The sequence below is a fragment of the Neobacillus sp. S1227 genome (assembly GCF_055385255.1).
Window position 1 is genome coordinate 3,050,866 of the sequence record NZ_AP038276.1, and the last position, 17,882, is coordinate 3,068,747.

General features: G+C 36.3%; 14 protein-coding genes. All 14 read right to left on the reverse strand.

The genetic code is table 11. The features are described 5' to 3' along the window. Window positions 1-281: 281 nt before the first annotated feature. The 14 genes from ACZ5AE_RS15380 to ACZ5AE_RS15445 all read right to left on the reverse strand — a co-directional run bounded on the left by ACZ5AE_RS15380 (window position 282) and on the right by ACZ5AE_RS15445 (window position 17,661). Window positions 282-1,994 (reverse strand): sigma-54 interaction domain-containing protein, encoded by a 1,713-nt coding sequence (locus tag ACZ5AE_RS15380; protein ID WP_464565234.1) that lies wholly within the window; start codon window positions 1,992-1,994, stop codon window positions 282-284. A gap of 182 nt (window positions 1,995-2,176) precedes the next feature. After that, entirely contained in the window at window positions 2,177-3,454 is a 1,278-nt protein-coding gene (locus ACZ5AE_RS15385) for an aspartate aminotransferase family protein (RefSeq protein WP_464565236.1), read from the reverse strand. A 155-nt stretch (window positions 3,455-3,609) separates the two neighbouring features. Further along, window positions 3,610-4,392: a glucose 1-dehydrogenase gene (locus ACZ5AE_RS15390; protein WP_464565238.1), complete on the reverse strand. Its 783-nt coding sequence runs from the start codon at window positions 4,390-4,392 to the stop codon at window positions 3,610-3,612. 32 nt (window positions 4,393-4,424) lie between these two features. Continuing rightward, window positions 4,425-5,198: an SDR family NAD(P)-dependent oxidoreductase gene (locus ACZ5AE_RS15395; protein ID WP_464565240.1), complete on the reverse strand. Its 774-nt coding sequence runs from the start codon at window positions 5,196-5,198 to the stop codon at window positions 4,425-4,427. A gap of 99 nt (window positions 5,199-5,297) precedes the next feature. Next, entirely contained in the window at window positions 5,298-5,612 is a 315-nt protein-coding gene (gene ppnP / locus ACZ5AE_RS15400) for a pyrimidine/purine nucleoside phosphorylase (RefSeq protein WP_464565242.1), read from the reverse strand. A gap of 55 nt (window positions 5,613-5,667) precedes the next feature. Continuing rightward, on the reverse strand, window positions 5,668-6,732 hold the full coding sequence (locus tag ACZ5AE_RS15405; protein WP_464565244.1) for an LLM class flavin-dependent oxidoreductase: 1,065 nt from the start codon (window positions 6,730-6,732) through the stop codon (window positions 5,668-5,670). 345 nt (window positions 6,733-7,077) lie between these two features. Beyond that, window positions 7,078-7,476 (reverse strand): RidA family protein, encoded by a 399-nt coding sequence (locus ACZ5AE_RS15410; protein ID WP_464565246.1) that lies wholly within the window; start codon window positions 7,474-7,476, stop codon window positions 7,078-7,080. A 291-nt stretch (window positions 7,477-7,767) separates the two neighbouring features. Continuing rightward, window positions 7,768-9,780, reverse strand: a complete 2,013-nt coding sequence (locus ACZ5AE_RS15415) for an oxidoreductase (protein ID WP_464565248.1) — start codon at window positions 9,778-9,780, stop codon at window positions 7,768-7,770. Window positions 9,781-10,790: 1,010 nt separating this feature from the next. Then, window positions 10,791-12,524, reverse strand: coding sequence for a sigma-54 interaction domain-containing protein (locus ACZ5AE_RS15420; protein ID WP_464565249.1), 1,734 nt, complete (start codon window positions 12,522-12,524; stop codon window positions 10,791-10,793). 164 nt (window positions 12,525-12,688) lie between these two features. Beyond that, window positions 12,689-12,856 (reverse strand): hypothetical protein, encoded by a 168-nt coding sequence (locus ACZ5AE_RS15425; RefSeq protein WP_464565251.1) that lies wholly within the window; start codon window positions 12,854-12,856, stop codon window positions 12,689-12,691. Window positions 12,857-12,898: 42 nt separating this feature from the next. Beyond that, a complete protein-coding gene (locus tag ACZ5AE_RS15430) occupies window positions 12,899-14,410 on the reverse strand; it encodes an APC family permease (protein WP_464565253.1) in 1,512 nt (503 codons plus the stop codon). Window positions 14,411-14,591: 181 nt separating this feature from the next. After that, entirely contained in the window at window positions 14,592-15,869 is a 1,278-nt protein-coding gene (locus ACZ5AE_RS15435; protein WP_464565255.1) for an aspartate aminotransferase family protein, read from the reverse strand. Between the two features lie 346 nt (window positions 15,870-16,215). Then, entirely contained in the window at window positions 16,216-16,512 is a 297-nt protein-coding gene (locus tag ACZ5AE_RS15440) for a hypothetical protein (RefSeq protein WP_464565257.1), read from the reverse strand. Between the two features lie 84 nt (window positions 16,513-16,596). Next, window positions 16,597-17,661, reverse strand: a complete 1,065-nt coding sequence (locus ACZ5AE_RS15445) for an LLM class flavin-dependent oxidoreductase (protein WP_464565259.1) — start codon at window positions 17,659-17,661, stop codon at window positions 16,597-16,599. Between the last annotated feature and the right edge of the window lie 221 nt (window positions 17,662-17,882).

Consider the following 17,882-nt stretch of genomic DNA (forward strand, 5'->3'; position numbering starts at 1 on the left):
TTACATTCTTTATATGCAATATTCATGCCAGAAGATAAATCTAGTAAAACCGTACCTATTTATATCAGACTTGCAAGTATGATGCGATCCTACATCAAAAGTTAAACATCACAGATGTAGGATTGCATCACTTAGGTCTTTTAGCTTTCTAACAGCTCCCAAAGCACATTGAAACCCAAAAAAACCGAATATCGCTAAATATCCGGCTCTTTTCTTCACACCCTTTAAGGTCATTTTTATAAAACATTACAATTGAAATTAGAATATCGATTCATCTTTCCTTACTTCATTTCATAAGAGATTTCCTTCTGAATTTGGTACTTTTGCATTTTTCTAACAAGAGTGGATTGATCAACCTTTAGTGCTTTTGCCGCTTTTCTTACACTGGGAAATTGGTTAATGGTTTCGATGATAATCTCACGTTCAAAATGTTCAATCTGATCTTTCAAAGCGAGATCTCTAGATACATGAAAAGTCTTATCCATTTTAGGGGTGGGGTTCGTTTCTAAACTTGGATTATCTACTAATTCACTATTCAATTCATTCTCAATATCACTGATTGAAATTTCTGGTTTATTGACCATTAAACAAATTCTTTCAATTAGATTCTTTAACTGTCTAACATTTCCTGGCCAATATAAACCTTTTAATTTTTCAAGTGTTCCGGAAGTTAACGACCTATTCACTCCATATTTCTGGTTTATTTCTTTTAAAAAATGATATACGAGTGGAATAATATCTTCTTTTCTTTCCCTCAAAGGAGGAATCACGATCGGAATAATATTTAAACGATAATAGAGATCTTGTCTAAATTTCCCATCCTGTACCAGTTGGTCAAGTTCTCGGTTGGTTGCAGCAATGATTCGAACATCAGTGGGGATCGGCTTATGACCACCAATTCTGGTAATTTCCGATTCTTGCAGAACCCGAAGAAGTTTGACTTGCAGTGCTAACGGCATTTCCCCGATTTCATCAAGAAAGATGGACCCACCTGTTGCAACTTCAAACAAACCTTGCTTTCCCTTGGAATGAGCACCTGTAAACGCTCCACCTTCATATCCAAATAATTCAGATTCTAATAGATTTTCAGGGATTGCACCACAATTGATCGTGATGAGACGCTTATCTTTGCGTTTACTTTTTAGGTGAATCAAATTCGCGATTCCTTCCTTCCCCACTCCAGATTCCCCTTGGATTAATACGGACGAATCCACCCCTGCAACCCGAATGGCTCGCTCCACGACACTTACCATGTTGGGGTCATTTGCAATTAAATTATTTGGGGTATTTAACTTGAGTTCTAGGTCCTTTAACTGTTCGTTCATTAACTTGTTTTGCCTTTCAAGTTCCATCATTTCATTTTCAATTTTTTTCAAGTTAGTCATATCTCTCGTCGTAGATACCACATATCTTATTTTTCCATTTTTTCCTCTTATCGGTTTTGCTGAAACTAACATTTGTCTCCCATTATCGTATTTTTGAACAATAGTAACAGGCCTATTCTCGTTTAAAACTTTTATCGCTGCAGATTCACTTATGCCACCTACATCTACGAATCTCTGAGCCCGTTTACCGAGAATACTTCGACCATTTATCTTCATTTCTGCTTCATTTTCATAGATATAAATCCCTTTATTGTTGCATATTGTAACTCCATCCGATAAAGAATCAAGTATTTCTTTTAAAGAGGCCATCAATATATCTTCGTTACGATTTACTTTGCCGGGAACTCTTACCGCACTTTTGAATTGTAAAAAGAAAATATAAACTTCTTGTGATGCAATCACTTCAATCTCACATTTTAAATTTAATATGCTAAAATATGGAGAAGAATAATATTTGTATACATTTATGATTTCATTTAATTGGTTTACTGAAACCTTTTTAGAAGCCATACGATTAATCTTACTTATATGAAAGTTCCGATCTGTGATGAAAATTCCTTGTAATTCTAATTGCTCGATAGAATCGTTTATGATTGAATTGGAACCCATATTCTCACCTCAAAAAAGTTTTAATCATTATTTTCATAATAATAGGAATTTTTAATTATTATATCATAATCATTGCTTACCCAATCAATATAATTTTCTTCTGGTAAGGAATATATTCTATTATTCTATGTAAAATAGGGATGGAACCATTCCATCCCTGCATCCACTTCCCAGTTCTTTCATTAAACGAACTGGCTAAAATGATTACTTTTATTAATTACTTTAAATGCCTTTTCTACAGCCTCTAATGTCTCATCAATGTCTTTGTGCGTATGTCCTGCTGATAAAAACCATAATCCTGTTGGTTTAATCAGAACACCTTCATTTAAAAGAATTTCAGCAAATTTAGCAAAGAGTTTCGCGTCACTATTTATATAATCATTGAAATTTGTCACCTTTGGCAATCTGGTAAATATCGTATTGAAGAGAGAACCTCTCCTATTTATAACGACCGGGATACTATATTGCGTTGCTAACATTTCAAAATTTACTAAGAATCTATCTGCTAGATCGGTCATTTTATGGAAGGCTTCCCCATTATTTAATGCCAAATAATCGATGGTAGCAATACCTGCTGCAGTTGATATCGGATTTCCGTTATGCGTCCCTTTATGGGAAATATTTCTATTAGAAATTAAATCCATAATTTCCTTTTTACCTGCTACAGCGCTTAGTGGCATACCTCCAGCCACAGCTTTACCTAAAGTCGTTAAGTCAGGTGTGATTCCCAGGCTCTCTTGGGCACCTCCTAATCCGATTCTAAATCCAGTGATGACTTCATCAAAAATCAATACGATTCCAAGCTCGCTGGTTAGTTCTCTCATTTTTTCCATGTAACCCGGTAAAGGCGAGATGCAGCCACAATTCCCCATGATTGGTTCCGTAATAATTGCTGCAATATCCTCAAAGTTTAATCTTACAAAATCCTCCAATGTGCTTATATCATTCCAAGGGAGCGTAACAATATCGGATAAAGTACTCCTTGATTGTCCATTCGTTTCAGGACTAGTGACCGTATCCACCCATCCATGATAGTGTCCAGAAAATTTAATGATTTTTTGGCGTTTCGTATAAGCTCTTGCCAACCTTATCGCCACCTGCACTGCCTCTGTTCCCGAATTATTAAAGGTCACCTGTTCTGCACAAGGAAGATGCTTGACAATTCTTTTAGCAAGCTCAATCTCTCCTTGATGTTGAGCCCCATAAACTTGCCCCTTTATAACTTGTTCTTGTATAGCTTCTACAATGACAGGATGTGAATGCCCTAAAATCTGTGGACCCAATGCCATAACATAATCGATTAAATGATTCCCGTCCACATCCGTCATTCTTCCACCTTTAGACTCTTCAATAAAAACAGGAACAGGTTTAATACTAAGTCTCAGGTCACTCGAAACCCCAGAAGCCAAGGATTTCTTTGACTTTTTAAACATATTCTTTGAATTTTCAAAGCTAAGCAACTATTTCCCTCCCTTAATCTAAAGTAAGTATTTTCGTAGAATTACTCGGTATCTAGAAATAATATGATCATAATTATTAACTGTTAATGTATCTTCATTACGAATAAAATCATTATTTTGCTCATTCTATATTTTTCGCATCCTAAAACACTTAGTTATTTCGCCGTAAAACCACCATCAACAAATAGTGATGAACCTGTTATAAACCTTGATTCATCGGAAGCGAGAAATAAGTCAGTGTAGGCAATATCAATTGGTTCACCAACAAATCCTATCGGAGAGGACTTTTTAGCAACTTCTAGAAAATCATTCAATCCCAGATTATAAGCCTTCGCTTCTATTTCACTCATACCTGTATGAACGGCTCCGGGATGGACAGAATTCACACGAATTTTATATCCTTTTTCCCCGCAAGTAAGTGCAGCTGATTTTGTTAATACAGTCACTGCTCCCTTTGATGCAGAATAAGCAAAAGTTCCACCATACCCATACGTACCATGAATAGAGGAGCGATTTATAATTGAACATAGTTCCCCATTATCCTTCATTGCTTGAATCGCATACTTTGTGCCCAAAAAGACTCCCGCCGCATTAATTGACATTACTTTATTCCAATCGTCAAGCGTTGTTTCTTCAATATCTCTCAACTGAACAATGCCCGCATTATTCACTAAGATATTAACCTTTTGATAGTGAGAAATAGCAATGTCGATAACGTTCTTCCAATCCCCTTCACTGCTTACATCTTGCTTAATAAAAATTGCCTCATAACCATCGTTCTTAATTTTTGCTGCGACCTCAGTACCTTCCCATTCTTGAATATCCGTAATGACAACCTTAGCCCCCTCTTTTGCAAAAAGCTCTGAAGTAGCTTTTCCCATACCAGAGGCTCCCCCGGTTACGATAGCAACTTTTCCATTTAATCTACCTATATTCATATCCCTTTCCCTTCTTTTAAATTTTATTTAATTTACAAATGAGATGTCTGTCCACCATCTACTGGATAAGAACAACCTGTAACATATGATGCTTTATCAGAAGCTAAGAAAAGAACTACTTGTGCGATTTCCTCTGGATTAGCATATCGCTTCATCGGTACTTGTTCACCGGCCATTTTAATTACTGCGTCGGGATCATCCGGATTCAAAACTTTTCCCACTTCATGCATCAGATTCGTGTTTACTGGAGCCGGGCAAACCGCATTAACCCGAATACCGTCTGTTGCATGTTCTGCAGCTGCAGCACTTGTTAAACCAACAACCGCATGCTTACTGGCGATGTAAGGTGAAATTCCACTTGAGCCCCTCAGTCCATCAACAGATGCAGTGTTTACAATTGCACCTGATTGCTGAGATTTCATCACCCGTAAGACATGCTTTAATCCATAGAAAACGCCCTTTACATTGACATTTAAAACAAAGTCTAAATTTTCTGATGTTTGCTCAATTAAAGCCCCCATTTTTCCTACCACACCTGCATTGTTAAAGAAAACATCTATTCTATTAAACTTCTCTACTGCCTTATTAACATAGGTAATTACATCTTCTTCTTTTGTTACGTCTGAAACAACCGTTAAAACACGATCTTGATTTAACTGAAGCTCTTCAACTACCTTATCTAAGGCACTTTGATTAACATCCACTAGAACTAAATTAGCTCCCTCATGTGCAAAAAGATTAGCTGAAGCCTTCCCAATCCCGCCAGCTGCACCTGTAATAAGAACTACCTTGTTTTCAAAATCCATTTAAAAATCCTCCTATCAGATTTGTAATTTCAGTTAAGTAATGGTCCCTATCTTGCTTGATAGTTAAAATGAAAAGACAGGCACAGGTAAAGAATAATTTTATTCTTTTGGAAGCGAAAAACAATAATCGGTAACCTTATGAACTCTATAATTTGCTGTAGAATTCGGTGGGACTACCAAAATATCACCTGACTTGTATCGTTTCCATTCAGATTCACCCTCTAGTCGGACTTCAAAATCGCCGGATATGATCTCTTTTCGTTCTTTCTCTTTTACCTTAAAAGTAAATTCTCCAGGCTGCATAATCCCTAAAGTGATCCTCGTCCCATCGTTTAATAAAAGGCTCCGACTTGTTACTTTTCCATCTAAATAAATGTTTGCTGCTTTTACCACAGTTACATTTTCGAATTGCATGAACTGTATCCACCTCTTTGTTAATAGAAAATTGTATTCATGTATTTAAGACGATTTAGGATGTTGGAAAATACTGTTTACGATTATGTTTCAAACGAGGAACGACTTCTTCCGCAAGCAGTTTCATCGATTTTTTCCACACTTCCGGCTGCTCCGTGTAATCATATCCAGTAACTAGAAGGGTACCGAAGCCACCTATTTCCTCATAAAGTGCGTCTAATTTTTTGGCTACGGTTTCAACTGAACCAATTAGTCCATTTGTCTGAATCAAATATTCTGCACTGACTTTTTTATCCGGGACATAAAGTGGTATAAACATTTCTTTGTAAACTCTTCCCATACAAGAATTGATCGATTGTTCAAAAGCCTCTTCATCTGTTTCTGCGACAAAGACATCTTTTGAGACTCTCCATTCTTGTCGATCTGGCGTTTTTCCGCTCAGTTGCGCACCCTCTTCAATAGCATCCCAGTGACTTGCAACAATACTATTGTCAACACCACCAAAGCTCATCGGGATAAAACCATACTGTCCTGCTTTTTTCAGTGTTCCTGACCCCTTACTCATACCTGAAACTCCAATTGGCGGGTGGGGCGTTTGATATGGTTTAATATGAGGTCCTAATCGTCCTTCGGCTGAGTAACCTGGCTGATTAACGTTCCAAAATTGCCCTTTATATTCAAAAGGACCTTTCTCTGTCCAAACTTTTAAGATAATTTCTATGGCCTCAGCAAACATTCTATGATGTTCCCCAGCTGCCATATCTATATCAAAATAGGTTTGATCCGTTAGAACGGAACCTGCCCCAACTCCCACCATAAGTCTTCCTTGAGATAAATGATCCAAGTAGGCAAGCCGGTGAGCCAGTTCTACAGGATGATGTAAAGGTAATATGTGGGCACCTGGAGCCAATTTAATTCTTTTCGTCTCACGTAGTGCTTGCGCAATAAGCAAATCAGGAGAAGGAATTGGTTCCCATTTGAATGTAAAATGCTCCCCAATCCAAACTTCTTCATAACCTAATGAATCTGCTTCTTTAATAACGTCTAGATTCCATTGAGTTGCATCATAAATACTCCTTTCAGGTGGATGGACTGGCTGTAAAAATAGACCTAATTTCATAAAAATTCCTCCCGTAATACATTCTTAATGGATGATAAAATACAACCTCACTTATAAACCAAGCAATTTTTGTGCCAACCTTTAGAATTTTGAAAATAAAGGTACTAAAAATAGTACCTTTTAAACAATAATCCCTATAAACCCAACGATTTCTCTGGAGAAATAAAATACTTTAAGGGACTACTCTCCTTATAAATGCCGGTTCAAGCAATTGTTTAGAAACTCATTGCTAGATTCATGATTGCATCATTGATGTAAAAACACATCATGTTATATGCAATTAATCATCGATGATGTATTTTTGGAGAGTATACGCAAACTTATTCCCTATTTGTGCAAGGTTCTTTATTTACTTGATAAATCGATTACAGCGGTTGCACTGATTTCAATCAGTGCATTCGGTGGCAGTAATTCAGCCTTCACGCAGGCGCTGACAGCATATGGTTTCTTTAAAATATCAAGTTTCACTTGATTATAGGCTGGCCAATCTCTTAAATCGGTCAAAAAAACATTTAAATTCACTAAATCTTCTAGCGTACCTCCGACTTCCTCTAATAAGGTTTGAATATTTTTAAATATCTGCTCAGTTTGAATGGTAATATTTTCACCATATTCTCCGTTCTCATCACATCCAATTTCAGCAATCCATACCATTCTTTTGCTTTCAGAAATATCCACTGACATAAGACTGGAGTATGCCATTTCCTTCCCTTTAGATCTTGCAGTAACAACTTGTTTATTCATTAGTCTCATTCCTTTCAGCAAATTAAAATATTAATTGATTTTTTCGATATGTTTCTGAAAGGCTGCCGTTAATTCCTGTTGATAGATCAATTGCCCCTTGTAACACTTTTGTACCAAAACATGAAATAGGCCCAAAAAATTTCTGACCTTCCTTTTAGATGTTTCCGTGATTCAAATATCAATCCCCCCCTATTTTTATATCCACTGGAGAGGGACATAAGGGCAGCTACATCGCCTGCCGTTCAAAACTAATCGGGACAAGTATCCGTCCCCTTGTCCCATAAAATTCTTTTAAATATCAATACCGATTTTAAAACCCTCCCATACTGCCTCGTTTAAAGATCTTGGAGAGAGAGCATCCCCTATTCTGATTACATCATAATCTTTCTTCAAGTCTCTATATAAATCTGTTGCTTCCCTTGATTCTGTACCAACAGCCAACACTAATGCTTGAGGCTTGCGGGTTTCATAGCGTTCACTAAACAGGTTCTGTATGACAAGTTCCTCTTCCTTCAGTTCTTTTAATTTAAAATAAGGAGTTTGTTTTAAAGCTGTTCCATAATGATCGAACCGTTTCAAGAATTTGTACCTTATTGAACTTTGTAATGCTTCACCTACAACGTTTGTTGCAGAAATAATTTCAACTTGTTTCTGGTTGCTGGCTAAAAGATCCGCCGCTTCAACACCAGACCAATCTCCTTTCCAATCTATCACTATAATATTCTCTTCCTTTACACTTACCCCTTGTAATATCTCCCATGAAGTGTATACTGGATATTTAGTATTATCGGAACCTCGAGGAATAATAGGCTTACTACCTGTCGCAATAATAATTGTATCTATCTTCTTATCCTCAATAAAATGAGAATCAAATTTCTGTCCTAAAAACAATTCTATCTTAGAATGCTCTATTTGCCTTTTTAGATAATCATTCCATTGATCCAATTGTTCTCTGTTGAGAGCCCCTTTTATAACGTTTAATTGGCCACCAAGCTCCTGTTCCTTTTCGATAAGAGTAACATGATGCCCCCGTGAATTTGCAGTAATGGCAGCCATCATACCTGCTGGTCCTCCACCGACTACCAATACATGTTTTACCTGTGTTGCCTGTTCTATGGATGACATTAGATATTCTCTTCCCGTTTTAGGATTCACGGTACATCTTATCGGCAGATTTTCCACAAATCTACCAATACAACCTTGGTTACAGCCGATACAAGGAATAATGCTGCTCAAATCATCCTCAAAAGCTTTTTTTGGCATGTAAGGATCCGCTATAAGTGCACGGGTCATTCCGACGATATCACAAATCCCTTGTCCTAATAATTTTTCTGCAATATCGGGATGATGAACACGAGTAGTAACTATTAATGGTGCTGGAGCTATTAAATCCTTAACCTTTTTAACATTTTTAAAGAGGTCATCTGCTGTAACTGGCGATATTGGCGCAATATATGAACTACCTGTGTGCGTAGAAGAAGAACCAATAACCAAACTCCAATAGTCTAACAACCCCATTTCGTTAAGATATTTTATAATTTCAAACGACTCTTCAAATGTTGTCCCAACATCATCTTTTGACTCTAGGGAGATTCTCATCCCAACTACAAAATCTGTTCCCACTATAGACCTTACTCTTTTTATCGTTTCACTGGCGAACCTTAGTCTATTTTCAAATGTGCCTCCCCATTGATCTTTTCTTGTATTTGTTCGGGGGTTCCAAAACTGCGCAAAAAGATAATTATGTGAACCTGTTAATTCAATTCCATCAAATCCACCATCTTTTAAATTTTTTGCAGAAACAACAAACCCTTCAATAATTTCCTCAATTTCTTCCTCCTCTAATTCCCTAGGAACCACGTAGAATCTATCAGAAGGTGTATCTGAAGCTGAAACCACTTCGGATAGTCTATCACTTAGAAAGGCTGAACTACCATTATGCATAATTTGTGCTATTATACTTGTACCATATTCCTTTATTTCTTTTGTGAGTTCCTGATAGAAGTCAACAATTTCCGGATTAGTTGAATCGATCTTTGTAGGTATGTTAAAACTTGTCCGGTGGGCGCCATGGGCTTCCACGACAATTAAACCACATCCACCTTTAGCCCGTTCAAGATGATAGGCAGCAAACTCTTTTGTTGGAAAATGGTTTTGAGGTAAAGTAGTTTGGTGGCCACTTGTCATAATTCGATTCTTTAACTCGACATTTCCTACCTTAATAGGCGAAGATAATATTGTATATTTATTTGACATAAGATCACACTCCGTTAAATAACTTTTTCCAATGAATTGCTTAATCAAGCATTTAATCTCCAGCTTGAGAGGAACGTAACCTCTGTCGTTCCGAAAGAGTATATCAACTAGACGATTAGTGGTTATACGTTCCGATTCTCAAATTCTTCTATTCTTTCATGGTTGAAATTTGGCACAGGTGCTGTGGTTTTAGTACGGACAATATAACAAGCATAAATAATCTCACCTAAAAGAATGAGCTCCTCATCCCCTCTCTCGTAATCTGAAAAGAATTGGTGAAACTCGATTGTCCGATTGACTTAGTACGGACCCAATATGCGATGATGTTTCCTCCATTAGCTATTCACCTCCTTATTGGTTTCCTAAATAGAAATCCCTTCCTAGATAGTTAACCACCGTGACATAGAAGGAAGTACAGATACCGATTGATTTCCATTTTCTGCTTCTATCCCTTTTGAGTTGAGGAAGATGAGTATATATATTCAGATAAGTAAAGTTATTAGTTATACCATCTGCAAAATTCATGCCAACATTCCATCACAGCACACCTTTATAAACATCCTCTGAGTAAGAGGAATAATGCAATCTTACCTCGCTTTTGTGACATCGCTTTTTGCAAAAATGCATCATCCGTGGAAAATACTAAATAGAGTGAAAAAAAAAGCGAAGGCTTAAAATCTGGGTTTTCTAAAAGTTGCTAAAAAGACCTCTCCAATAGGATTTGTTGGTGACCAATAAACTTTTTATTTTTTTCAAATCAAAAACAGTTCTTACTTTTTAATCAGCAATATTCATGCCAATTTTTGAAATATATAGGAAATAATTCCTCTGCGTCATAAATAGGATGTTTAATGGCTGTTTATACTCTCAAGAAATAATCCCTGATTCACTATAACGATGTATGTTCGCAACACTATTGATAAATATCATTTATTTCGACGTTTTTTCATCATTCTTGTAAATGTCAGAGCAAAAAATAAAAGAGACCGTCAGTCGACAAGTCCCTTATAAATATAAAGTTTTCCTTTTGTATGATTTCTCTATTGTAGTAGATGGGGTTAATTGATTTCATAAGAAACTTCTCTGTGGATTCGGTACTTTTGCATTTTTCTAACTAATGTTGATTGATCAAGCTTTAGTGCTTTTGCTGCTTTTCTTATGCTTGGAAATTGGTTAACTGTTTCTATAATTATTTTCCGCTCAAATTGTTCAACCTGTTCTTTTAAAGGTAATAATTCCATAGATGAACTAAATGACTTAGTTAAATTAGAAGGGGTGTTTATTTCTAAACTTTCTATTGTTGTTAATTCAGTAGTCAATTCACTATTCAATTCATGTTCAATATCCCTTAATGAAATTTCTGGTTTATTGATCATTAAGCAGATTCTTTCAATTAAGTTCTTTAACTGCCTTACATTTCCTGGCCACTGAAGATTTCTAAACCTATCTAATGTTTCAGGAGTAAACGACCTATTTAGTCCATATTTATGTTTTATATCATTTAAAAAATGATATATAATTGGCAAAATATCTTCTTTCCTTTCTCTCAATGGTGGAATAAGAATAGGTATGATATTTAAACGATAAAAGAGATCCTCTCTAAATTTCCCCTCTTTTACCAGTTTGCCCAAATCACGGTTTGTTGCAGTAATTATACGAACCTCGATTTGTATTGGCTTATGCCCTCCAATTCTAGTTATTTCAGATTCTTGTAGAACCCTGAGAAGTTTCACCTGAAGCTGTAATGGCATTTCACCTATTTCATCGAGAAAGATAGTTCCGCCAGATGCGACTTCAAATAAACCTTGCTTTCCTTTAGAATTAGCACCGGTAAAGGCTCCTCTCTCGTATCCAAATAACTCAGACTCTAATAATTGCTCGGGAATCGCACCACAGTTAATCGTTATGAGACGTTTATCTTGACGTTTGCTTTTTTGATGAATCAGATTAGCAATCCCTTCCTTCCCCACTCCAGATTCACCCTGAATTAATACAGATGAATCTACCTCTGCAACCCGAATAGCTCGTTCTACAACGCTTAACATTTTGGGGTCATTTGCAATGAGATTAGTTTGAATATACGTCTTGACTTCAAGTTCTTTTAGCTGTTCATTCATTTTCTTGTTTTGCTTTTCAAGTTCAATTATTTCGTTTTCTAATGCTTTTAGTTTTGTCATATCTCTAGTCGTAGAAACAACGTATTGAATATCTCCATATTTATCTCTAATTGGTCTTGCCGAGACTAATACCTGTTTACCATTTTTGTAAGTTTGTACGATATTTACGGACTTGTTCTCTTTTAAAACCTTTAAACATGCGGATTCATTCAGAAAACCTGAATCTACTAATTCTTGAGCACTCCTACCAAGACTGCCGTTACTCTCAATGCCGTGTATCTTTATTTCTGCGTCATTATGATATATGTAAATTCCATGACGATTGCAAATCGTAACTCCATCTGATAATGAGTTAAGAATTTCTTTTAACGAGTCCAGTAATATATCCTGTTCATTTACAATTTTATCAGTGATTATAGAATCATTTCTAAAGATTAAAAAGAAAATAAACGATTCTTGAGTAGCAATAACTTCCACTTCACATTGAGATTGTTTAAGACAAAAATATGAAGACATACTTTTGTAGATATTTATGATTTCTTTCAATTGGTCTACAGTAAACATTTTTGCAGCCATTTTATTGACTTGATTTATATTAAAATTACGATCTGTGATGAAAATCCCTTGTAATTCTAACTGCCCGATATTTTCATTTAGCATCAATGTATAACTCATATTCTCACCTCACAACAGCTTGTATTATTAGAATTTTCTAATATTATATCATACTATAAAATTTGAAAATATCTATAACTCTAATGAATAGAGGGATGGTTCACATTCCATCCCTCTATCGTATCAAAGCTGTCAAGAAGATTGCTGCTTTCGTGTTTTAACCATTATTTATAAATTCCTTCTTCAATCAGTTCATAATTTAGCGAAATTATTGTGTTTATTTCAATAATATTAACCAGTTCTTCAATAATTTCGTTTAATGTCATCCGGCTCGTATCCTTTCCAAGAATGATAGAAGTTTTATACTGTAACATTTTTTCCTGGTCACTCACAAAGACACCTCCCAACAAAATCTATTTATTCATTTAGTTCCTTCAAGAGTTAACCTGAATGGCATCGCTATTATTTTCCTGATTAGATAAATCAACTGATAGGTCTGACTCCGAAATGCTTGCTCCAATGTTAGAATACGCTTCAGGGTTGTTTTTTCTCATCCAAAGGCCGACAATGATTCCTGCTGCCCCAAGAAATAAAAATGTGATTATGATTAGGATCTTCAAAGTGGTTTGACCAGGGCCAAGAAGAATGTCAAAGTTTTTGAAAGTATAAATAGTCGCGCCAATTAGTCCAATTGTAGCAAGCCCCGGGGCAATTTTCGTATGCCATAGACGAGTATCTTTTTTTGTACGGACAAAATAGGAAATGATAGCTATCGAAGTAATACTGAACATAAGAAGGGCTCCCATGGAGCCTACCCCACCAAACCAGCCCCAAACTTGCAGGTATGGATCCATACCTAGAACAGCCGCAATCAATAAAGCTGCTAATATTAGAACAGAACTAAAGATACTACCAACATATGGAGTGCCATAACGTGGATGAATCTTGGAAAATACTGCAGGAAGGGTTTTAGACCGTCCAAGAGCAAATAAATATCGAGAATGTAAATTATGACAAGCTAGGCATGAACAAAAAACACTGCAGATCAGAAGGAATTCCAAAGCAACACCGGACCATCCACCAAGGAGTCGGTTGGATAAATCAGTAATTAAAGAAGTTGGATCTCCGCCTTCGGCAAATGATGCGTTCAATTTGTTTACAATACCCTGTTCACCCCAACCTTGAACCAGGGAAAAAGAAATGAGGCATAAAAACCCACCTATTAGAGCTACAGACCAATAGGTTGCACGGGGTACTGAGCGGAACGGGTCCTTAACCTCCTCACTGTAAACAGCGGTTGATTCAAAACCAGTAAAGGATCCAAAAGTAAACATAATGGCTAAACCTATTGCTCCGCTAAAAATCATTTTGGGATTAAGTGGAGCCATTGTATATCCCTCTGGTGATGGATTAAACAGAGCTACGACAGCCAAGATAGCAAAAATAATGAGCTCAAATGTAAGCAAAGTAGACAATACTTTAACGCCAATTTCAAGTTCCAGATACCCTAGGATGGCTATAATGCCCCAAGCGATCAGTGAACACCCCCACCACGTGAGATGGATGTTAAGATGTTGACTTAGGAAAAGGTCCAAGGCATATCCAAACATACCTAAACAAGCAAAGTAAAAAAGATCTATATTAAGCAAGGTTAAATAAGAAGCACTGATACCTACTGGACGACCAAGTCCTTGTGCGTTGAAGGCGTACGCAGCCCCTGTGTTACGTACATATCTTGTCATGTTTGAATAACCAACTGCATAAAGTAACCAGACAATTGTGATGAAAAGGTAAAGCCCTGGAACACCTACGCCGTTACCAAACATCATAGCAATAGGTATCATTCCAAAGATTGTAGTCACCGGGGTGTTCGTTGCAAGTACCAGCAAAACTAGCTGGACAACACCTACAGAACCACTAACTAAGGTTGTGTGCTCTTTTTTCAATAAAATCATCCCCTTCTGAAATTTATTAATATTTAATTGAATATTCAGTCTTTTTGAGAAACTCTTTGCATACAGGTATCTAAACTCAAGTATTTCTTTAATACTTGAGTTTAGTATACTCTACTTCAAGAAATTAAGTTTGATAGTTTCTTACATTTTCTACGAGAACGATTGCTGAACCTTAATTTAATTGTCTTATACCACTACTTTTACTTAACTCAATGAATGCCTTCTCAACAGCAGCTAAAGTTTGATCAATGTCTTGATCATTATGACCAGCCGATAAAAACCATAATCCTGCCGATTTAACTATAACACCTTCATTTAGAAGGTCCTCTGCAAATTTTGCAAATAGCCGTCCGTCACTTTTCAGGAATTCATTAAAATTAGTAACCTTTGGCAACTTATTAAACATTGTATTGAATAGTGAACCTGCTCTATTGATTACAACTGGGAAATGAAATTGCTGGGCTAACAATTCAAAATTAGAAGTTAACTTATCCGCTAAGGTGTTCATTTTTTTGTAGGCGGCACCATTATCTTCTGCCAAATAATCAATGGCAGCAATTGCCGCAGCCGTACATAATGGATTTCCATTATGAGTACCCTTATGTGAAACCTTTCCCTCGGCAATCAATTCCATAATTTCTTTTTTTCCTGCAACAGCACTAAGAGGGAGACCTCCCGCCAAAGCTTTGCCCAGAACCACTAAATCAGGGGTGACACCTAGATATTCTTGGGCACCTCCTAAGCCTAATCTAAATCCTGTTATAACTTCATCAAATATCAAAACAATTCCCATTTGAGAGGTTAGTTCTCTCATTTTTTCCAAATAACCTGGCAAAGGTGAGATACAGCCGCAGTTGCCCATTATTGGCTCAGTAATTATTGCAGCAATGTCCTCGCAATTCATTCTTAAAAAGTCCTCTAAAGTATTTATATCATTCCAAGGGAGCGTAACAATATCATTTGCAGCACTTTTTGATTGCCCATTAGAAATGGGACTAGTAATCGTATCCATCCAGCCATGATAATGTCCTTCAAATTTTATTATCTTTTGACGTTTAGTAAAACCTCTAGCCAGCCTTAATGCAACTTGTACTGCCTCTGTTCCAGAATTATTAAAAGTTACCTGCTCGGCACAAGGAATATGCTTGATAATTCTTTTAGAAAGTTCAATCTCTCCTCTATGTTGAGCACCGTAAACTTGCCCTTTTTCTACCTGTTGTTGTATAGCTTCAATAATGACGGGATGTGAATGTCCTAAAATTTGCGGACCAAGAGCCATAATATAATCGATTAATTCATTCCCATCTGCATCTGTCATTCTGCCACCTGCAGCCTTTTCAATATACAAAGGTACAGGTTTCACACTAAGCCTAAGGTCACTAGAAACACCAGATGCTAAATACTTTTTTGCCTCATCGAACAAAACTTTAGAATTATTAAAAGTTACCATCCTTTTCCTCCTTGTAAAATATTTTTTTCTTCATTAATTTTAATAGCAAGATTTATGCCAATAAGAATATAAAAGTAATAGAAGGATTTTTTAAGAGAATTTGATGTGATTTTACATCCGTTTAAGTGTTTATGCATTGTTGATGCATGTTTCCATCATGCAATTAATTTGTTAATCGACCACAAGATTTTCTACATTATGCCACTTATGAAGGTCCCACTATTTTCTATTAGCATCGATTTCAAAACTAAGCTTAATTCTATAAAAAAAGAGCGAAATTAAGATAAATCGCTCTTTGCCACGTGAACATAGTAACTTTGATTATCTATACGGTTTCAAAGCTCTTTCAATTCGAATCAATAAGAGCCATTGAATGTTCACTTGTTTCCCAAAATTGCTGAAGCCTTGATATTAAACCGCCATTTCCGAATTTAACCTTCTTACACTCTTCCGTCGCTTGAATAAAATGAAAAAACTCAATAATTGTTTTTCTCCGGCATGTTATGCTTTTTATCCCCATATGATAAAACCACTGATCTATAGTATTATAAACACCTTTATTAACCTGATATTCACTATCGCAAAATCTCGAAAAAACTAAATCAGGCACATCATAGAGTTCTTCAGATCGTTTAATCTCCATATTTATTTCACTCTTTTGTCATTTATTTATATCCCTTAACTTTTTTAAATTGCAGAATGATATGTTTTTTCGATTTCTCCAAAATTAGGAAATTGTGAAATACTGTTTACGATTATGTTTCAAACGAGGAAGGACTTCTTCCGCAAGCAGTTTCATCGATTTTTTCCACACTTCCGGCTGCTCCGTGTAATCATATCCTGTAACTAGAAGGGTACCGAAGCCACCTATTTCCTCATAAAGTGCGTCTAGTTTTTTGGCTACGGTTTCAACTGAACCGATTAGTCCATTTGTCTGGATCAAATATTCAGCACTCACTTTTTTATCCGGGACATAAAGTGGTATAAACATTTCTTTGTAAACTCTTCCCATACAAGAATTGATCGATTGTTCAAAAGCCTCTTCATCTGTTTCTGCAACAAATACATCTTTTGAGACTCTCCATTCTTGACGGTCTGGCGTTTTTCCGCTCAGTTGCGCACCCTCTTCAATAGCATCCCAGTGACTTGCAACGATACTATTGTCAACACCACCAAAGCTCATCGGGATAAAACCATACTGTCCTGCCTTTTTCAGAGTTCCTGATCCTTTACTCATACCTGAAACTCCAATTGGAGGGTGGGGCGTTTGATATGGTTTAATATGAGGTCCTAATCGTCCTTCAGCTGAGTACCCTGGCTGGTTAACGTTCCAAAATTGCCCCTTATATTCAAAAGGACCTTCCTCTGTCCAAACTTTCAAGATAATTTCTAAGGCCTCAGCAAACATTCTATGATGTTCCCCTGCTGCCATATCTATATCAAAATAAGTTTGATCCGTTAGAACGGAACCTGCCCCAACTCCCACCATCAGTCTTCCTTGAGCTAAATGATCCAAGTAGGCAAGCCGGTGAGCAAGTTCTACAGGATGATGTAAAGGTAATATGTGGGCACCTGGAGCCAATTTAATTCTTTTCGTCTCACGTAGTGCTTGCGCAATGAGCAAATCAGGAGAAGGAATTGGTTCCCATTTGAATGTAAAATGCTCCCCAATCCAAACTTCCTCATAACCTAATGAATCTGCTTCTTTAATAACTTCCAGATTCCATTGCGTAGCATCATACATAGTCCTTTCAGGGGGATGAACTGACTGTAAAAATAAACCTAATTTCATAAAAATCCTCCTCCGATAATATTAAATATTTTAAAGTGTGACGGAAACTACACTCACTATAACTACTTGCAAAAATCATGCCATTTTTTTAACACTTATGAATCTATTAGTTTTAAGGAATAAAAATATGACCTAGATGTACTCTTAGTTATTTATTATATTTAAAGTATTAAGAAATCCAAATGTCGATTTTCTTGTATTTTTTCAAAAATGATGTATAA

Bases quoted from the DNA above. Each gene is read 5' to 3' on its own strand.
- ACZ5AE_RS15410 (WP_464565246.1), bottom strand. From the start codon at position 7,476: ATGAATAAACAAGTTGTTACTGCAAGATCTAAAGGGAAGGAAATGGCA.
- ACZ5AE_RS15420 (WP_464565249.1), bottom strand. From the start codon at position 12,524: ATGAGTTATACATTGATGCTAAATGAAAATATCGGGCAGTTAGAATTA.
- ACZ5AE_RS15390 (WP_464565238.1), bottom strand. From the start codon at position 4,392: ATGAATATAGGTAGATTAAATGGAAAAGTTGCTATCGTAACCGGGGGA.
- ppnP (WP_464565242.1), bottom strand. From the start codon at position 5,612: ATGCAATTCGAAAATGTAACTGTGGTAAAAGCAGCAAACATTTATTTA.
- ACZ5AE_RS15380 (WP_464565234.1), bottom strand. From the start codon at position 1,994: ATGGGTTCCAATTCAATCATAAACGATTCTATCGAGCAATTAGAATTA.
- ACZ5AE_RS15440 (WP_464565257.1), bottom strand. From the start codon at position 16,512: ATGGAGATTAAACGATCTGAAGAACTCTATGATGTGCCTGATTTAGTT.
- ACZ5AE_RS15405 (WP_464565244.1), bottom strand. From the start codon at position 6,732: ATGAAATTAGGTCTATTTTTACAGCCAGTCCATCCACCTGAAAGGAGT.
- ACZ5AE_RS15445 (WP_464565259.1), bottom strand. From the start codon at position 17,661: ATGAAATTAGGTTTATTTTTACAGTCAGTTCATCCCCCTGAAAGGACT.
- ACZ5AE_RS15435 (WP_464565255.1), bottom strand. From the start codon at position 15,869: ATGGTAACTTTTAATAATTCTAAAGTTTTGTTCGATGAGGCAAAAAAG.
- ACZ5AE_RS15395 (WP_464565240.1), bottom strand. From the start codon at position 5,198: ATGGATTTTGAAAACAAGGTAGTTCTTATTACAGGTGCAGCTGGCGGG.